This is a genomic window from Streptomyces sp. NPDC050418 (assembly GCF_044458745.1).
Classification (GTDB): Bacteria; Actinomycetota; Actinomycetes; order Streptomycetales; family Streptomycetaceae; genus Streptomyces.
The window spans coordinates 91,564-109,083 of record NZ_JBITIG010000003.1; the positions used below are offsets into that span (position 1 = coordinate 91,564).

The window sequence follows — 17,520 nt, forward strand, 5'->3', positions numbered from 1 at the left end:
GAGGGCGTCAGCCTGGGCATGCCCCAGCTGCCGGCCCCCGACTACCCGGCCGACGTCCGTGCCCGGCTCGAAGCCGATGCCAAGGACGTGATCGCCCGCTATCCGGACTCGCGCTCGGCGCTGCTGCCGCTGCTGCACCTCGTGCAGTCCGAGGAGGGCCATGTCACCCGTACCGGCATGCAGTTCTGCGCCGATGCCCTCGGGCTGACCACGGCCGAGGTCACGGCTGTGGCGACGTTCTACACGATGTACCGCCGCAAGCCGTCCGGCGACTACCAAGTGGGCGTCTGCACCAACACGTTGTGCGCCGTCATGGGCGGCGACGCCATCTTCGAGGACCTCAAGCAGTACCTCGGCGTCGGCAACAACGAGACCACCGAGGACGGCAAGGTCACCCTCGAGCACATCGAGTGCAACGCGGCCTGCGACTTCGCGCCCGTCGTGATGGTGAACTGGGAGTTCTTCGACAACCAGACCCCGGGCAGTGCGCGACAGCTGGTCGACGACCTGCGTGCCGGGCGCGAGGTGCAGCCCACGCGCGGCGCGCGCCTGTGCACATTCAAGGACACCGCGCGCATCCTGGCCGGCTTCCCCGACCAGCGCGAAGGCGCGGTGGACGAGTCCGGCGGCGCCGGTCCCGCCTCCCTGGTGGGTCTGAAGCTCGCCAAGGGCGAGACCCCCGTGCCGCACCCCCGTGACGAGGTCGTATCCGACCGCACGGACACAGAGGAGGGGGAGTGATGACCTTGGCAGCCGAGATCAACGAGACGAGCCCCGAGAAGGTGCTCGCCCCGGTGCTCTCCGCGTTCTGGGACGAGGAGAAGCCCTGGACGATCGAGACCTACCGGCGCCATGAGGGATACGAGGGCCTGCGCAAGGCCCTCGCGATGTCACCCGACGACCTCATCGCGTACGTGAAGGACTCGGGTCTGCGCGGCCGCGGCGGCGCCGGCTTCCCGACGGGCATGAAGTGGCAGTTCATCCCGCAGGGCGACGGCAAGCCGCACTACCTGGTCGTCAACGCCGATGAGTCGGAGCCGGGCACCTGCAAGGACATCCCGCTCCTCTTCGCCAATCCGCACAGCCTGATCGAGGGCATGATCATCGCGTGTTACGCGATCAGGTCGAGCCACGCGTTCATCTACCTGCGCGGTGAAGTCGTCCCCGTGCTGCGGCGGTTGCACGAGGCCGTGCGCGAGGCGTACGAAGCGGGCTTCCTCGGCAAGGACATCCTCGGCAGCGGACTCGACCTCGACATCACCGTGCACGCAGGCGCCGGCGCGTACATCTGTGGTGAAGAGACCGCACTCCTCGATTCTCTGGAAGGCCGACGGGGTCAGCCCCGCCTCCGGCCGCCCTTCCCGGCGGTCGCGGGTCTGTACGCGTGCCCCACTGTCGTGAACAACGTGGAGTCCATCGCGTCTGTTCCCGCGATCCTCAACAAGGGCAAGGACTGGTTCAAGTCGATGGGCAGCGAGAAGTCCCCGGGCTTCACGCTGTACTCGCTGAGCGGCCACGTCACCAGCCCCGGCCAGTACGAGGCCCCGCTCGGCATCACCCTGCGCCAGCTGCTCGACATGAGCGGCGGGATGCGGGCCGGGCACCGCCTCAAGTTCTGGACGCCGGGCGGCTCTTCGACCCCGATGTTCACGGACGAGCACCTCGACGTCCCGCTGGACTACGAGGGTGTGGGCGCCGCAGGGTCGATGCTCGGCACCAAGGCGCTGCAGTGCTTCGACGAGACCACCTGTGTCGTACGGGCCGTCACGCGCTGGACCGAGTTCTACGCCCACGAGTCCTGCGGCAAGTGCACCCCGTGCCGCGAAGGCACGTACTGGCTGGTGCAGTTGCTCCGCGACATCGAGGCCGGCAAGGGCGTCATGTCCGACCTCGACAAGCTGAACGACATCGCCGACAACATCAACGGCAAGTCCTTCTGCGCCCTCGGCGACGGCGCCGCCTCGCCGATCTTCTCCTCGCTCAAGTACTTCCGCGAGGAGTACGAGCAGCACATCACCGGCAAGGGCTGCCCCTTTGATCCGGCCAAGTCGACGCTGTGGGCGGACAAGCACTCGGAGGTGAACGCATGACTGTGACCACCAGCGCTCCCTCCGGAGGCGGAGAGGCGGCGGTCCCGCCGGAAGATCTCGTCTCGCTGACGATCGACGGCGTCGACATCAGCGTCCCCAAGGGGACCCTGGTCATCCGGGCCGCCGAGGAACTCGGCATCGAGATCCCGCGCTTCTGCGACCACCCGCTGCTCGACCCGGCCGGCGCCTGCCGCCAGTGCATCGTCGAGGTCGAGGGCCAGCGCAAGCCGATGGCCTCCTGCACCATCACCTGCACCGACGGCATGGTCGTCAAGACGCAGCTGTCGTCGCCGGTCGCGGAGAAGGCGCAGAAGGGTGTGATGGAGCTCCTGCTCATCAACCACCCGCTGGACTGCCCCGTCTGCGACAAGGGCGGCGAGTGCCCGCTGCAGAACCAGGCGATGTCGCACGGCCAGTCGGACTCGCGCTTCGAGGGCAAGAAGCGCACGTACGAGAAGCCCGTGCCGATCTCGACGCAGGTACTGCTCGACCGCGAGCGCTGTGTGCTCTGCGCCCGCTGCACCCGGTTCTCGAACCAGGTCGCGGGCGACCCGATGATCGAACTGATCGAGCGCGGTGCGCTGCAGCAGGTCGGTACCGGTGAGGGCGACCCCTTCGAGTCGTACTTCTCCGGGAACACCATCCAGATCTGCCCGGTGGGCGCGCTCACCTCGGCCGCGTACCGCTTCCGCTCGCGCCCCTTCGACCTCGTGTCCTCGCCGTCGGTGTGCGAGCACTGCGCGGGCGGCTGCGCCACGCGTACCGACCACCGGCGCGGCAAGGTCATGCGGCGGCTCGCCGCCGACGACCCCGAGGTCAACGAGGAGTGGATGTGCGACAAGGGGCGGTTCGGGTTCCGGTATGCGCAGCAGCGCGACCGGCTCACGACCCCTCTCGTACGGAACTCCTCCGGTGAACTGGAGCCCGCGTCCTGGCCCGAGGCGCTGGAGGCCGCGGCCCAGGGGCTGCTCTCCGCGCGCGGCCGCGCGGGCGTCCTGGCCGGCGGCCGGCTGACCGTCGAGGACTCCTACGCGTACAGCAAGTTCGCGCGCGTGGCCCTCGACACCAACGACGTCGACTTCCGTGCCCGCGTGCACTCCTCCGAGGAGGCCGACTTCCTGGCCGCTCACGTGGCGGGACGGGGCCGTGACCTCGACGGTTCGGGCGTCACGTACACGAAACTGGAGAAGGCCCCCGCGGTCCTGCTCGTCGGGATCGAGGCCGAGGAGGAGGCGCCCGGCGTCTTCCTCAAGCTGCGCAAGGCCTGGCGCAAGTCCGGCCAGCGCACCTTCGGTCTGGCCACCCACGCGACGCGCGGTCTGGAGAAGGCCGGCGGCACGCTCCTTCCCGCCGCTCCCGGCACCGAGACGGAGTGGCTCGACGCGCTCGCCTCCGGCGTCGGACTCGGCGAGGAGGGCGCCGTCGCGGCCGAGGCGCTGCGCGGCGAAGGCTCCGTGATCGTGGTGGGTGAGCGGCTCGCGTCCGTCGCGGGCGCGCTGACCGCGGCGATGCGGGCGGCCACCGCGACCGGCGCGCAACTGCTGTGGATCCCGCGCAGGGCGGGGGAGCGTGGCGCCATCGAGGCGGGCGCGCTGCCTTCGCTGCTGCCGGCCGGCCGTCCGGCGACCGACCCGCGGGCGCGCGAGGAGGTGGCCGTGGCCTGGGGCCTGGCCGAACTCCCGCACCGCTACGGCCGTGACACCGGCCAGATCGTCGAGGCCGCCGCGACCGGCGAGCTCGGCGCGCTGGTCGTCGCGGGCGTCGAGGTCGCCGATCTGCCGGACCCGGCGCGGGCGCGCGAGGCGCTCGGCGCGGCCTTCGTGGTCTCGCTGGAGCTGCGGCCGAGCGAGGTCACCGCGGTCGCGGACGTCGTCCTGCCGGTGGCCGCGGTCGCCGAGAAGCCCGGCACCTTCCTCAACTGGGAAGGCCGCGCCCGGCCGTTCGAGGCCGCGCTCAAGCCGGACATGATGACCCGCACCCTGTCGCCGAGCGACGCGCGGGTGCTGCACATGCTCGCGGACGCCATGGACGTCCACTTCGCGCTGCCGGACAACGCGTCCATCCACCGCGAGCTGGACCGCCTCGGCCCCTGGACCGGTCCGCGGGCCACCGAACCCCTGGAGACCGGCGGGCAGGTGCCCCGTCCGGGCGCCGGCGAGGCGGTGCTCGCGGGCCACCGGCTGCTGCTCGACCAGGGCAGGCTGCAGGAGGGCGACGCGGCGCTCGCGGGCACGCGGCACGCGGCCGTCGCCCGGGTCTCCGCCGCCACGGCCGCCGAGGCCGGGGTCAAGGACGGGGACGAGCTGGCCGTCGGCGGGCCCGCCGGATCCGTGACGCTGCCGCTGCAGGTCACCGAGATGCCCGACCGTGTGGTCTGGCTCCCGATGAACTCCGTGGGCGGCGGCGTCACTTCGGACACCGGGGCCCGCCCGGGTGAGCTGGTCAGGATCGGCCCGGCCACGGGCGCTTCGGATGGCGCGGAGGTGGAGGCATGAGCCCCGCAGTGGCTCCCGCGGTGAGCATCGCCGCGGAGGATCTGTCGTTGTTCGGCACCGACCCGTGGTGGCTGGTCGCCATCAAGGCGGTCTTCTGCTTCGCGTTCCTGATGGTGACCGTGCTGTTCTCCATCGTGTGGGAGCGCAAGGTCGTCGCCTGGATGCAGCTGCGCATCGGCCCCAACCGCCACGGCCCGTGGGGACTGCTTCAGTCCCTCGCGGACGGCGTGAAGCTGATGCTCAAGGAAGACGTCATCGTCAAGCGCGCCGACAAGGTCGTCTATGTCCTGGCGCCGATCGTCGCGGCCATCCCGGCCTTCATGGCGATCGCGGTGATCCCCTTCGGGCCCGCGGGCAACGAGGTGTCGATCTTCGGCACGCGCACCACGATGCAGCTCACCGACCTGCCGATCGCGATGCTCTACATCCTCGCGGTCGCGTCGGTCGGCATCTACGGCATCGTCCTCGCGGGCTGGTCCTCCGGCTCGACGTACCCGCTGCTCGGCGGTCTGCGCTCCTGCGCCCAGATGATCTCGTACGAGATCGCGATGGGCGCCGCGTTCGCCTCCGTCTTCCTCTACTCGGGCTCGATGTCGACCTCGACGATCGTGGAGGCGCAGGGCGACCGCTGGTACATCCTGCTGCTTCCGGTCTCGTTCCTGCTCTACATCGTGACGATGGTCGGCGAGACGAACCGCGCACCGTTCGACATGCCGGAGTCCGAGGGCGACCTCGTCGGCGGCTTCAACACCGAGTACTCGTCCATCAAGTTCGCGCTCTTCATGCTCGCCGAGTACGTGAACATGGTGACGGTCTCGGCCGTGGCGACCACCCTCTTCCTGGGCGGCTGGCGGGCCCCGTACCCGGTCAGCACCTTCTGGGAGGGCGCCAACCACGGCTGGTGGCCGATGCTCTGGTTCGTCCTCAAGGTCCAGCTGCTGCTGTTCTTCTTCATCTGGCTCCGCGGCACGCTGCCCCGCGTGCGCTACGACCAGCTGATGAAGCTCGGCTGGAAGGTGCTCATCCCGGTCTCCGTCGTGTGGCTGATGCTCGTCGCCACCGTGCGCACGCTGCGCAACAAGAACATCGACTCCGCCGAGATCGTGATGTACGTGGGCGGCGGAGTCCTCACGCTCCTTGTGCTGTCGTTCGTGGTGGACATGTTCCGGTCGAAGCCCAAGGAACAGGAGCCGGAGACCGGGCAGGACCCGCAGGTCTTCGACCCGATGGCGGGCGGCTTCCCCGTACCGCCCAAGCCCGGCCAGACCCTTCCCCCGGTGCCGCGCCGACGGTCGCGCCAGGAACGGGAGTTGGTTGTCAGTGGCGGCGCGGATACTCCCAGTGACGGAAAGGAGGCGGACGGTGTCTGAGGAAATGTCCGAGGGAACAGGCAAGTCGGTCGAGCCGACGTCCGCAGGGCTGCCCGCGCAGCCCGGCGGGCCGGGCTCGGCGTCGGACGAGGGCAAGGACACGGCGCAGGGGTTCCACAATCCTGTGGCCGGGTTCGGTGTCACCTTCAAGGCCATGTTCAAGAAGCGGCTGACCGAGCAGTATCCGGAACAGCCGAAGACCACGGCGCCGCGCTTCCACGGCCGGCACCAGCTCAACCGGCATCCCGACGGGCTCGAGAAGTGCGTCGGCTGCGAGTTGTGCGCCTGGGCCTGTCCCGCCGACGCCATCTATGTCGAGGGCGCCGACAACACGGACGAGGAGCGCTACTCGCCGGGTGAGCGCTACGGCCGCGTCTACCAGATCAACTACGCCCGCTGCATTCTGTGCGGGCTCTGCATCGAGGCCTGCCCCACGCGCGCGCTGACGATGACGAACGAGTTCGAACTGGCCGACTCCAGCCGCGCGAACCTCATCTACACCAAGGAGCAGCTGCTCGCCGGGCTCGACGAGGGCATGGTCGACAGCCCGCACGCGATCTACCCGGGGATGGACGAGGGCGACTACTACCGGGGTCTCGTCACCGAGGCCGCGCCCGGTACGGAGCGCCAAGTGGCCGTCTCCAAGGGCGAGTCGGAGGCTGCCGAAGCCGAGGAGGTGGAGGCATGAGCACGCTCGCCGCGTACACCACCTCCACCGGTGAGGCCGTCCAGTTCTGGGTGCTCGGCACCGTCGCCGTGATCGGCGCGCTCTGCACGATCCTGATGAAGAAGGCCGTCCACAGCGCGCTGTGCCTGGCCGGCACCATGATCATCCTGGCGGTCTTCTACCTCGCCAACGGGGCGTACTTCCTGGGCATCGTGCAGGTCGTCGTCTACACCGGCGCGATCATGATGCTCTTCCTCTTCGTGGTCATGCTCGTCGGTGTCACCGCGGCGGACTCCCTGAAGGAGACCATCAAGGGCCAGCGCTGGCTGGCCCTGCTCTGCGGCCTCGGCTTCGCGGTGCTCCTCGTGGGCGGCATCGGGAACGCGGCGATCACGGAGTTCAGCGGACTCGCCGTGGCGAACGCCGCCGGGAACGTGGAGGGTCTCGCGGCCCTCATCTTCACGAAGTACGTGTTCGCCTTCGAGATCACCGGTGCCCTGCTCATCACGGCCGCCGTCGGCGCGATGGTGCTCACGCACCGCGAGCGCACCGAGCGCGCCAAGACCCAGCGCGAGCTGGCCGAGCAGCGCGTCCGCGAGGCCAAGCACCTGCCGCCGCTCCCGGCGCCCGGTGTCTACGCCCGGCACAACGCGGTGGACATCGCCGGTCTGCTGCCCGACGGCACCCCGTCCGAGCTCACGGTGATGCAGACCCTGCGCCAGCGCGGTCAGATCCGCGATGTGTCCGGCGAGGCGCTCAACGACCTGGCGGCCCTGGAGCAGCGCTCGGCCGAGCGGCTCGGCCGGGACCTCGATCGTGAAGAGGAGGCCGCGAAGTGAACCCGGTGAACTACCTGTATCTCGCCGCCCTGTTGTTCGCGATCGGCGCCACCGGCGTCCTGATCAGGCGGAACGCGATCGTCGTGTTCATGTGCATCGAGCTCATGCTCAATGCCTGCAATCTCGCGTTCGTGGCCTTCTCGCGGATGCACGGCAATCTCGACGGCCAGATCATCGCGTTCTTCACGATGGTCGTCGCCGCCGCCGAGGTCGTCGTCGGGCTCGCGATCATCGTGTCCCTGTTCCGTGCCCGCCACTCGGCCTCGGTCGACGACGCCAGCCTGATGAAGCTCTAAAGGGGCCGGGAGAATCGTGGAGAACTTGATTGCGCTGCTTGTCGCGGCGCCTCTGCTCGGAGCGGTGGTCCTGCTGTGCGGCGGGCGCCGGCTCGACAAGGCCGGCCATCTGCTCGGCACGCTGCTCGCGCTGGCTTCGTTCGTCGTCGGCGTGCTTCTGTTCATCGACATGCTGGGCCGCGACGGCGGCGACCGCGCAATGCACCAGCACCTGTTCAGCTGGATCCCGGTCGGCGGCTTCCAGGCCGATGTGGCCTTCCAGCTCGACCAGTTGTCGATGACGTTCGTGCTCCTGATCACCGGTGTGGGCTCGCTGATCCACATCTACTCGATCGGCTACATGGAGCACGACGAGCGGCGCCGCCGCTTCTTCGGCTATCTGAACCTGTTCCTCGCGGCGATGCTGATCCTCGTCATCGCCGACAACTACCTGCTCCTGTACGTCGGCTGGGAGGGTGTCGGCCTCGCGTCGTACCTGCTCATCGGCTTCTGGCAGCACAAGCCCAGCGCGGCCACCGCGGCGAAGAAGGCCTTCCTTGTCAACCGCGTCGGCGACATGGGCCTGTCCATCGCGATCATGCTGATGTTCACCACGTTCGGGACCTTCGCCTTCGGCGACGTGCTCGCGGGGGCCGATGACGCCGGCGAGGGCAAGGCCACGGCGATCGGTCTGATGCTGCTGCTCGCGGCGTGCGGCAAGTCGGCCCAGGTGCCGCTGCAGTCCTGGCTCGGGGACGCGATGGAGGGCCCGACCCCGGTCTCGGCCCTCATCCACGCCGCGACGATGGTGACCGCGGGCGTCTACCTGATCACCCGCTCCGGCGCGATCTTCAACGAAGCGCCGAATGCCCAACTCGCCGTCGTCATCGTCGGAGCTGTCACGCTCCTGTTCGGTGCGATCGTCGGTTGCGCGAAGGACGACATCAAGAAGGCCCTCGCGGGCTCCACGATGTCGCAGATCGGCTACATGATCCTCGCGGCCGGCCTCGGCCCGATCGGCTACGCCTTCGCGATCATGCACCTGGTGACGCACGGCTTCTTCAAGGCCGGGCTCTTCCTCGGCGCCGGTTCGGTCATGCACGGCATGAACGACGAAGTCGACATGCGGAAGTACGGCGGTCTGCGCAAGTACATGCCGGTCACGTTCATCACGTTCGGGCTCGGCTACCTCGCGATCATCGGCTTCCCGGGTCTGTCCGGCTTCTGGTCCAAGGACAAGATCATCGAGGCGGCGTTCGCGTACGACGACGGGATCCGCGGCTGGATCTTCGGCGGGGTCGCGCTCCTGGGCGCCGGCATCACCGCGTTCTACATGACGCGCGTGATGCTGATGACCTTCTTCGGTGAGAAGCGCTGGCAGCCGGATGCGGAAGGCAATGAGCCGCACCCGCACGAGTCGCCCAAGTCGATGACGATCCCGATGATCGTCCTCGCCTTCGGCTCGGTCTTCGCCGGTGGTCTCTTCTCGCTCAACGAGGCGTTCGTGAAGTGGCTGGAGCCGGTCACGACGTTCGAGCACCCGCACCCGGTGATCAGCGTTCCGGCCATCACCGGGGCGACCATGGTCGTGCTCCTGATCGGTGTCGCGATCGCCTGGTTCATGTACGGCAAGCGCCCGGTGCCGGTCACCGCGCCGCGCGGCTCGCTGCTCACCCGGGCCGCCCGCCGCGACCTGCTCCAGGACGACTTCAACCACGTGGTCCTGGTCCGCGGCGGCGAGCACCTCACGCGCTCGCTGGTCTACGTCGACCACTCCCTGGTCGACGGCGTGGTCAACGGCACGGCCGCCTCGTTCGGCGGGCTCTCCGGCCGGCTGCGCAAGCTGCAGAACGGCTTCGTCCGCAGTTACGCGGTCTCGATGTTGGGCGGTACGGCGGTACTGGTTGCCGCGACCCTGCTGATGAGGGCGGTCTGATCACGATGTCCTTTCCTCTTCTGACAGCGACGGCCGCGGTGCCGGCGATCGGTGCGATCGCCACCGCCGCCGTGCCCGCCGCCAAGCGCACCGCGGCCAAGTGGCTCGCGCTGTTCTTCTCGCTGGTCACGCTGGCCCTCGCGGCCGTCGTCATGATCCGGTTCAACACCGGCTCGGGCGCCGACCGCTACCAGCTGACCGAGTCGCACTCCTGGATCGCCGACTTCGGGGTCCGTTACGAACTGGGCGTGGACGGCATCGGGGTGGCGCTGATCGCGCTCACCGCGCTGCTCATCCCGTTCATCATCGTGGCGGGCTGGCACGACGCGGACCCGCAGGAGACCGGGAACACGAGGTGGCGCCCGACCCAGGGCTTCTTCGCCCTGATCCTGATGGTGGAAGCGATGGTGATCCTCTCCTTCGAGGCCACCGACGTCTTCCTCTTCTACATCCTGTTCGAAGCCATGCTCATCCCGATGTACTTCCTCATCGGCGGCTTCGGCGACCGCGCCCACAGCGGCTCGGACCAGAACGCGGCGGCCCAACGCTCGTACGCGGCCGTGAAGTTCCTGCTCTACAACCTGGTCGGCGGCCTCATCATGCTGGCCGCGGTGATCGGCCTGTACGTGGTGGCCGGCACCTTCTCGCTGACCGAGATCGCCGAGCTGCGCGCGGCCGGTGACCTGGAGATGGCCACCAACACCGAGCGCCTGCTGTTCCTCGGCTTCTTCTTCGCCTTCGCGGTGAAGGCCCCGCTGTGGCCGCTGCACACCTGGCTGCCGAACGCGATGGGCGAGGCCACGGCCCCGGTCGCGGTGCTCATCACGGCGGTGGTCGACAAGGTCGGCACCTTCGCGATGCTCCGCTTCTGCCTGCAGCTCTTCCCCGAGGCCTCGCAGTGGGCGACCCCGGCCATCCTGGTCCTCGCCCTGATCTCCATCGTGTACGGGGCGCTGCTCGCGGTCGGCCAGCGCGACATCAAGCGCCTGGTGGCGTACGCGTCGATCTCGCACTTCGGGTTCATCATCATGGGCATCTTCGCCATGACGACCCAGGGGCAGTCCGGCGCGACGCTGTACATGGTCAACCACGGCATCTCGACCGCCGCACTGATGCTGGTGGCCGGATTCCTGATCTCCCGGCGCGGTTCGCGGCTCATCGCGGACTACGGGGGAGTGCAGAAGGTGGCGCCGGTCCTGGCCGGCACCTTCCTGATCGGCTCGCTCGCCACGCTGTCACTGCCGGGGCTCGCCCCGTTCGTCAGCGAGTTCCTGGTCCTGGTCGGCACGTTCTCGCGCTATCCGGTGATCGGCATCATCGCCACGATCGGCATCGTGCTCGGCGCGCTGTACTCGCTGGTCCTGTACCAGCGCACGATGACGGGCCCGGTGAAGGTCGACGCGGTCAAGATGCCCGACCTGAAGCTGCGCGAACTCCTGGTCGTGGGACCGCTGATCGTGCTCCTCGTCTTCCTCGGCGTGTACCCGAAGCCGGTGACCGAACTGGTCGACCCGGCGGTCAAGCACACGCTGTCCGATGTCTACGGGGATGAGAACCCCGACCCCGAGCCGGAGGTGGCGGCCAAGTGAGCGCAACTGCCGTCCACAGCCTGTGGACAACTGACGGCCTGCGGGCCGTAGACGGCCTCTGGGCCACGGCCGCGGAGCCGGTCGAGATCATCAGCCCGCAGATCTCGTTCAGCCTGATCGCCCCCACGCTCATCGTGATCAGCGCGGCGGTGCTCGGCATCCTGATCGAGGCGTTCGTGCCGCGGCGCTCGCGGTACTACGCGCAGCTCTTCCTGTCCGTGGTGGCGCTGATCTCGGCGTTCGCCGCGGTGGTCGCGCTCGCGGCCGACGGGCGCGCCACCACGAACTCGGACGTCACGGCCATGGGCGCCCTGGCGGTCGACGGACCCGCCCTGTTCCTGCAGGGCACGATCCTGCTGGCCGGTCTGGTCTCGCTCTTCACCTTCGCCGAGCGCCGGCTCGACCCGGCGGCGCACGGCAACAAGGTGGACTCGTTCGCGGCCCAGGCCGCGTCCGTGCCCGGCAGTGACAGCGAACAGGCCGCGGTGAAGGCCGGGTTCGCCACGACCGAGGTGTTCCCGCTCGCGCTGTTCGCGATCGGCGGCATGCTGGTCTTCCCCGCGGCGAACGACCTCCTGACGCTCTTCATCGCGCTGGAAGTCTTCTCGCTGCCGCTCTACCTGCTCTGCGCCCTGGCCCGCCGCAAGCGGCTCATGTCGCAGGAGGCCGCGGTCAAGTACTTCCTGCTCGGCGCGTTCTCCTCCGCGTTCCTGCTCTTCGGCATCGCGCTCCTGTACGGATACGCGGGGACGGTGACGTACGGCGGGATCGCGGACGTCGTCGACGGCACCGTGCAGAACATGAACCCGGCGCTCGCCGACACCATGGGCAACGACGCGCTCCTCCTGATCGGCGCCGCCCTGATCCTGATGGGCCTGCTCTTCAAGGTCGGCGCGGTCCCGTTCCACATGTGGACCCCGGACGTGTACCAGGGCGCCCCGACACCGGTCACGGGCTTCATGGCGGCGGCCACGAAGGTCGCGGCGTTCGGCGCGCTGCTGCGTCTGCTGTACGTGGTCCTGCCCGGCCTGCGCTGGGACTGGCGCCCGGTGATGTGGGGCGTCGCGATCGTCACGATGCTGGTCGGCGCGATCGTCGCGATCACGCAGACCGATATCAAGCGGCTCCTCGCGTACTCGTCGATCGCGCACGCGGGCTTCATCCTCGCGGGTGTCATCGCCACCACCCCGGACGGCATTTCGTCGGTCCTCTTCTACCTGCTCGCCTACTCCTTCGTGACGATCGGTGCGTTCGCCGTGGTCACGCTGGTGCGGGACGCGGGGGGCGAGGCGACACACCTGTCGAAGTGGGCGGGTCTGGGGCGCCGTTCGCCGCTGGTCGCGGCCGTCTTCGCGGTCTTCCTGCTCGCGTTCGCCGGCATTCCGCTGACCTCGGGCTTCGCGGGCAAGTTCGCGGTGTTCAAGGCGGCGGCGGAGGGCGGCGCGGGAGTGCTGGTCGTGGTCGGTGTGATCTCCTCGGCCATCGCGGCGTTCTTCTACATCCGGGTCATCGTCCTGATGTTCTTCAGCGAGCCGAAGCCGGAGGGTCCGACGGTGGCGGTTCCGTCCCCGCTGACGATGACGGCCATCGGCGTGGGCGTGGCCGTGACCCTGGTCCTGGGCCTGGCCCCGCAGTACTTCCTGGACCTGGCGAATCAGTCGAGCGTGTTCGTGCGCTGATCCTGCCGGCCCGTGTCCGCCGCCCGGCTCCCCTTGGGGGCCGGGCGGTCGGCGTGATCAGCCCCATTCCAGCCCCGCCGGCGTTTGAGGCGATCCGAACGAAGTTCGGATGTGGGGTCCGGGGCGGAGCCCCGGTTTCGGGAAGGGGCGGGGTGGGGGAAAGATCCGCTTATCCACAGCCCTGTGGATAACTTCGGCGATGTCCGCGCGGACCCCTATCGTGAGGGGCGAGGTCGAAACACGGCCGAGCGCACACGGGGGGACAAAACCATGGACGGGACCGCAGTGATGGAAGAGGTCGACTTGACCATGGTCGAGCACACCGAGAGCGACGCACTCCGCACGCTCAACCGGATCTTCGGATACGACCGCTTCCGGGGCGACCAGGAAGCGATCATCGAGCACGTGGTCGCCGGCGGGGACGCCGTCGTCCTGATGCCGACCGGCGGCGGCAAGTCGCTCTGCTACCAGATCCCGTCGCTGGTCAGATCCGGCACCGGCATCGTCATCTCCCCGCTCATCGCCCTGATGCAGGACCAGGTCGACGCCCTGCGCGCCCTCGGCGTGCGCGCCGGATTCATCAACTCCACGCAGGACTTCGACGAACAGCGCATGGTCGAGGCCGAGTTCGTGGCCGGCGAGCTCGACCTGCTGTATCTCGCCCCGGAGCGCCTGCGCCTCACCTCCACCCTCGATCTCCTCTCCCGCGGCAAGGTCTCCCTCTTCGCCATCGACGAGGCGCACTGCGTCGCCCAGTGGGGCCACGACTTCCGCCCGGACTACCTCGCGCTCTCCGTCCTGGGCGAGCGCTGGCCCGACGTACCGCGGATCGCGCTGACCGCCACGGCGACCCGCGCCACCCACCAGGAGATCACCAAGAACCTCGGCATGGACGGCGCCCGCCACTTCGAGGCGAGCTTCGACCGGCCCAACATCCAGTACCGGATCGTCGCCAAGGACGATCCGAAGAAGCAGCTCCTGCGCTTCCTCAAGGAGGAGCACCCGGGCGATGCGGGCATCGTCTACTGCCTCTCGCGCAACTCCGTGGAGAAGACCGCCGAGTTCCTCAGCCGCAACGGCATCCCGGCGGTCCCGTACCACGCGGGGCTCGATGCGGGGACCCGCGCCCTGCACCAGTCCCGCTTCCTGCGCGAGGAAGGCCTGACGGTCGTCGCCACCATCGCCTTCGGCATGGGCATCGACAAGCCGGACGTCCGCTTCGTCGCCCACCTCGACCTGCCGAAGTCCGTCGAGGGCTACTACCAGGAGACCGGCCGCGCGGGCCGCGACGGCCTCCCGTCCACGGCCTGGATGGCGTACGGACTGCAGGACGTCGTCCAGCAGCGCAAGCTGATCCAGAGCGGCGAGGGCGACCTCGCGTTCCAGCGCCGGGCGGCCTCCCACCTGGACGCGATGCTGGCGCTGTGCGAGACCGTCCAGTGCCGCAGGGCCCAGCTCCTCGCCTACTTCGGGCAGCAGCAGGAGAGCCCGGCCTGCGGCAACTGCGACAGCTGTCTGACCCCGCCCGAGAGCTGGGACGGCACGGTCGCCGCGCAGAAGGTGCTCTCCACGGTCGTACGGCTGCAGCGCGAGCGCGGCCAGAAGTTCGGCACGGGACAGATCGTGGACATCCTGCTCGGCCGTAAGACCGCGAAGGTCATCCAGTTCGACCATGACCAGCTGTCGGTCTTCGGGATCGGCGAGGAACTGGCCGAGGCCGAATGGCGGGGCGTGGTGCGGCAGTTGCTGGCGCAGCGGCTGCTCGCCGTCGAGGGGGAGTACGGGACGCTCGTGCTCACCGAGGACAGCGGCTCGGTGCTCGCCCGGCAGCGCGAGGTCCCGCTGCGCAAGGAGCCCAAGAAGGCGCCCTCGGCGCGGGGTTCGGGCGCGAAGGGGGAACGGAAGTCCAAGGCCGCCGTCGATTTGCCCGAGGAGCTCCTGCCGCTCTTCGAGACGCTGCGTACGTGGCGGGCGGCGCAGGCCAAGGAGCAGGGCGTGCCGGCGTACGTGGTGTTCCCCGACGCCACGCTCAAGGAGATCGCCCTCAGCGCACCGTCCACGCTCGACGAGCTCAGCGGGATCAGTGGGGTGGGCGAGAAGAAGCTCGCCACGTATGGCGAGGCGGTGCTCGGCGTGCTGGCCGGGTGGGGTCAGGAGGAGCGCGGGGAGCCCGAGGGGGAATGAGCGCAGGGGCGCGCCGGGCCGGGTGCCTGGGCCCGGGGTGACCGTCGGCGTCCGGTCCGGTGGTGGGGCGGACCGGACGCCGAGCGGGGGCGGAGCTGAGCGTCGGTGGGGCTGAGGTCAGCCGGCGACGATCTTGCCGGTCACCTCGCCGAGGCCCACCCGGACGCCGTCCGGTCCGGGCGCCCAGGCGGTGAGCGTCACCACGTCGCCGTCCTCGAGGAACGTGCGCTTGCCGGTGGGGAGTTCCAGCGGGGTCTTCCCGTTCCAGGTGAGCTCGATCAGCGAACCGCGCTGGTGCGGCTCGGGGCCGCTGACCGTGCCCGAGCCGTACAGGTCGCCGGTGCGCAGCGAGGCGCCGCCGACCGTCATGTGCGCGAGCATCTGCGCGGGGGACCAGTACATGCCGGCGTACGGGGGCTCGGAGATCACCTCGCCGTTGAGGGTGACGGTGATCCGCAGGTCGTAGCCGCCGGGCTCCTCCTCGTCGGAGTCGTCCAGATACGGCAGGACCGGCACGTCGCGCTCCGGCAGCGGGACGTGGGCCGACTCCAGCGCCTCCAGCGGGGTGATCCAGGCGGACACCGACGTGGCGAAGGACTTCGCGACGTGCGGGCCGAGCGGGACGTACTCCCAGGGCTGGATGTCGCGGGCGGACCAGTCGTTCAGCAGACAGAGACCGAAGACATGGTCACGGAAGGAGGAGAGGGGGACGGGCGAGCCCATCGCGGAGGGTGCGCCGACCACGAAGCCGACCTCGGACTCGATGTCCAGTTTGGCCGAAGGGCCGAAGCCGGGTGCCGTCTGGGTGGGGGCCTTGCGCTGGCCGCTCGGGCGGATCACGTCGGTGCCGGAGACCACGACCGTGCCCGCCCGGCCGTGGTAACCCACGGGCAGGTGTTTCCAGTTGGGCAGCAGGGCGTCGCCGTCCGGGCGGAACATACGGCCGAGGTTGGTCGCGTGGTGCTCGCTCGCGTAGAAGTCGACGTAGTCGGCGACCTCGAACGGGAGGTGGAGCTCGACGGTGTCCAGGGGGTGCAGGAGGGGCGTCACGACCTCGCGGTGCGCCGGGACCGTCACCCACGCGGTGAGCGCGCGGCGGACGTCGCGCCAGGTCTGGCGACCCGCCGCGAGCAGCGGGTTCAGCGTGGGCTGGGCGAGCAGCGAGGCGTACGGGGAGCCCAGGGCGTGCGCGGCCGCGCCGGCGTCGAGGACCCGGTCGCCGAGGCGGACGCCGACCCTGCGCAGCGGTTCGCCGTGCGCGGTGGGCAGGGAGAAGACTCCGTACGGCAGGTTGTGCGGGCCGAAGGGGTCGCCCTCGGGGAGGTCGAGCGGGGTGGGCTCGGGCATGCTGCCTCGCTTTCCGTGTGCGGGTTGGCCACACCGTACAAGTGGGCGCGGTGTGTTGTCGGGTGCGGGTGGGTGGCGCCCGCGGCGGGCTCCGGGCTCCGCCCGGATCGCCTCGAACCCCGGCAGGGCTGAAGGTGATCCTCCGTATCCTGAACGCATGGCAAGACCTTCCCCGTACGACCTGATCGCCACCGACCTCGACGGCACGCTGCTGCGGCGTGGTGACACCGTCTCCGTTCGTTCGCGGGCCGCCCTTCGGCGGGCCGCGGAGGGCGGGGCGCGGCACATCGTGGTCACGGGGCGGCCCGTGCCGCAGGTGCGGCATCTGCTGCTGGAGCTCGACTACACGGGGCTCGCCGTGTGCGGGCAGGGCGCGCAGGTCTTCGACGCGGGCAGCAACAGCCTGGTGAGTTCGCTGACCATGGACCGCGAGCTCGCCGACGTGGCGCTCGGCAAGATCGAGGCCGAGGTCGGTGAGGTGTTCGCCGCGGTGAACCAGGACGGCATGGAAGGCCTGATGCTCATGGAGCCCGGGTACGAGATGCCGCACCCCACGCTGCCCGCGGTCCGGGTCGGCGGCCGGGCCGCGCTGTGGTCGGACCCGATCACCAAGGTCCTGATGCGCCACCCCGCGCTCTCCGACGACGAGCTCGCCGCGGCCGCGCGGACCGCGGCGGACGGCCTGGTCACGGTGACGATGGCCGGGCCCGGCACGGTCGAGCTGCAGCCGCTCGGGGTCACCAAGGCCACCGGCCTCGCGCTGGCCGCCGAGCGGATGGGGATCGCGCCGCGCGCGACGATCGCGTTCGGCGATATGCCCAACGACATTCCGATGTTCCGCTGGGCGGGCCACGGCGTGGCGATGGCGAACGCGCACGAGGATCTGAAGGCCGTGGCCGACGAGGTCACGCTCTCCAACGAGGAGGACGGAATCGCCGTGGTCCTTGAGCGGCTCTTCGGCTGAACCGGTGGGTTTCGCGGCCCTGCGGCGGCGGGCTTCCCGGCGCCTCGTGGACCGCCTCCGCAGCGCCTCCGCAGCGTCAGCGCGG

Annotated in this window: 13 protein-coding genes; 12 read left to right on the forward strand and 1 reads right to left on the reverse strand. The window is 69.7% G+C overall.

Annotated features, from left to right (window positions below):
* The first annotated feature begins 18 nt into the window (after positions 1-18).
* The 11 genes from nuoE (at position 19) to recQ (ending at position 15,124) form a co-directional block, all read left to right on the forward strand.
* Positions 19-741, forward strand: a complete 723-nt coding sequence (gene nuoE, locus ACIBI4_RS07805) for an NADH-quinone oxidoreductase subunit NuoE (RefSeq protein ID WP_399203223.1) — start codon at positions 19-21, stop codon at positions 739-741.
* Positions 738-2,090, forward strand: a complete 1,353-nt coding sequence (nuoF, locus tag ACIBI4_RS07810) for an NADH-quinone oxidoreductase subunit NuoF (RefSeq protein ID WP_399202760.1) — start codon at positions 738-740, stop codon at positions 2,088-2,090. Before nuoE ends, nuoF begins: the two co-directional genes overlap by 4 nt.
* Positions 2,087-4,585 (forward strand): NADH-quinone oxidoreductase subunit G, encoded by a 2,499-nt coding sequence (locus tag ACIBI4_RS07815; RefSeq protein WP_399202761.1) that lies wholly within the window; start codon positions 2,087-2,089, stop codon positions 4,583-4,585. The genes nuoF and ACIBI4_RS07815 overlap by 4 nt, the downstream gene beginning before the upstream one ends.
* Positions 4,582-5,955, forward strand: a complete 1,374-nt coding sequence (gene nuoH / locus ACIBI4_RS07820; protein WP_399202762.1) for an NADH-quinone oxidoreductase subunit NuoH — start codon at positions 4,582-4,584, stop codon at positions 5,953-5,955. The genes ACIBI4_RS07815 and nuoH overlap by 4 nt, the downstream gene beginning before the upstream one ends.
* Complete coding sequence (gene nuoI / locus ACIBI4_RS07825; protein ID WP_399202763.1) at positions 5,948-6,643, forward strand: NADH-quinone oxidoreductase subunit NuoI; 696 nt, start codon at positions 5,948-5,950, stop codon at positions 6,641-6,643. Before nuoH ends, nuoI begins: the two co-directional genes overlap by 8 nt.
* On the forward strand, positions 6,640-7,461 hold the full coding sequence (locus tag ACIBI4_RS07830; protein WP_399202764.1) for an NADH-quinone oxidoreductase subunit J: 822 nt from the start codon (positions 6,640-6,642) through the stop codon (positions 7,459-7,461). Before nuoI ends, ACIBI4_RS07830 begins: the two co-directional genes overlap by 4 nt.
* Positions 7,458-7,757 (forward strand): NADH-quinone oxidoreductase subunit NuoK, encoded by a 300-nt coding sequence (nuoK, locus tag ACIBI4_RS07835; protein ID WP_399202765.1) that lies wholly within the window; start codon positions 7,458-7,460, stop codon positions 7,755-7,757. Before ACIBI4_RS07830 ends, nuoK begins: the two co-directional genes overlap by 4 nt.
* A 16-nt stretch (positions 7,758-7,773) precedes the next feature.
* Complete coding sequence (gene nuoL, locus ACIBI4_RS07840; RefSeq protein ID WP_399202766.1) at positions 7,774-9,672, forward strand: NADH-quinone oxidoreductase subunit L; 1,899 nt, start codon at positions 7,774-7,776, stop codon at positions 9,670-9,672.
* 5 nt (positions 9,673-9,677) lie between these two features.
* Positions 9,678-11,261, forward strand: a complete 1,584-nt coding sequence (locus ACIBI4_RS07845; RefSeq protein ID WP_399202767.1) for an NADH-quinone oxidoreductase subunit M — start codon at positions 9,678-9,680, stop codon at positions 11,259-11,261.
* Positions 11,258-12,940, forward strand: coding sequence for an NADH-quinone oxidoreductase subunit NuoN (nuoN, locus tag ACIBI4_RS07850; protein WP_399202768.1), 1,683 nt, complete (start codon positions 11,258-11,260; stop codon positions 12,938-12,940). Before ACIBI4_RS07845 ends, nuoN begins: the two co-directional genes overlap by 4 nt.
* A gap of 270 nt (positions 12,941-13,210) precedes the next feature.
* Positions 13,211-15,124 carry a DNA helicase RecQ gene (recQ, locus tag ACIBI4_RS07855; protein WP_399202769.1) on the forward strand — a complete coding sequence of 638 codons (1,914 nt, stop codon included), beginning with the start codon at positions 13,211-13,213 and terminating at the stop codon, positions 15,122-15,124.
* Positions 15,125-15,241: 117 nt separating this feature from the next.
* Here recQ and fahA read toward each other — a convergent pair whose 3' ends face one another.
* A complete protein-coding gene (gene fahA / locus ACIBI4_RS07860; protein ID WP_399202770.1) occupies positions 15,242-16,471 on the reverse strand; it encodes a fumarylacetoacetase in 1,230 nt (409 codons plus the stop codon).
* Between the two features lie 157 nt (positions 16,472-16,628).
* Here fahA and ACIBI4_RS07865 point away from each other — a divergent pair, with 157 nt between their 5' ends.
* Positions 16,629-17,435, forward strand: coding sequence for an HAD family hydrolase (locus ACIBI4_RS07865; RefSeq protein ID WP_399202771.1), 807 nt, complete (start codon positions 16,629-16,631; stop codon positions 17,433-17,435).
* The last annotated feature ends 85 nt before the right edge of the window (positions 17,436-17,520 follow it).

Excerpts from the sequence above, each read along its gene's own strand:
- nuoE (WP_399203223.1), top strand. The coding sequence starts at position 19 with ATGCCCCAGCTGCCGGCCCCCGACTACCCGGCCGACGTCCGTGCCCGG.
- ACIBI4_RS07815 (WP_399202761.1), top strand. The coding sequence starts at position 2,087 with ATGACTGTGACCACCAGCGCTCCCTCCGGAGGCGGAGAGGCGGCGGTC.
- nuoH (WP_399202762.1), top strand. The coding sequence starts at position 4,582 with ATGAGCCCCGCAGTGGCTCCCGCGGTGAGCATCGCCGCGGAGGATCTG.
- ACIBI4_RS07830 (WP_399202764.1), top strand. The coding sequence starts at position 6,640 with ATGAGCACGCTCGCCGCGTACACCACCTCCACCGGTGAGGCCGTCCAG.
- ACIBI4_RS07845 (WP_399202767.1), top strand. The coding sequence starts at position 9,678 with ATGTCCTTTCCTCTTCTGACAGCGACGGCCGCGGTGCCGGCGATCGGT.
- recQ (WP_399202769.1), top strand. The coding sequence starts at position 13,211 with ATGGACGGGACCGCAGTGATGGAAGAGGTCGACTTGACCATGGTCGAG.
- fahA (WP_399202770.1), bottom strand. The coding sequence starts at position 16,471 with ATGCCCGAGCCCACCCCGCTCGACCTCCCCGAGGGCGACCCCTTCGGC.
- ACIBI4_RS07865 (WP_399202771.1), top strand. The coding sequence starts at position 16,629 with ATGGCAAGACCTTCCCCGTACGACCTGATCGCCACCGACCTCGACGGC.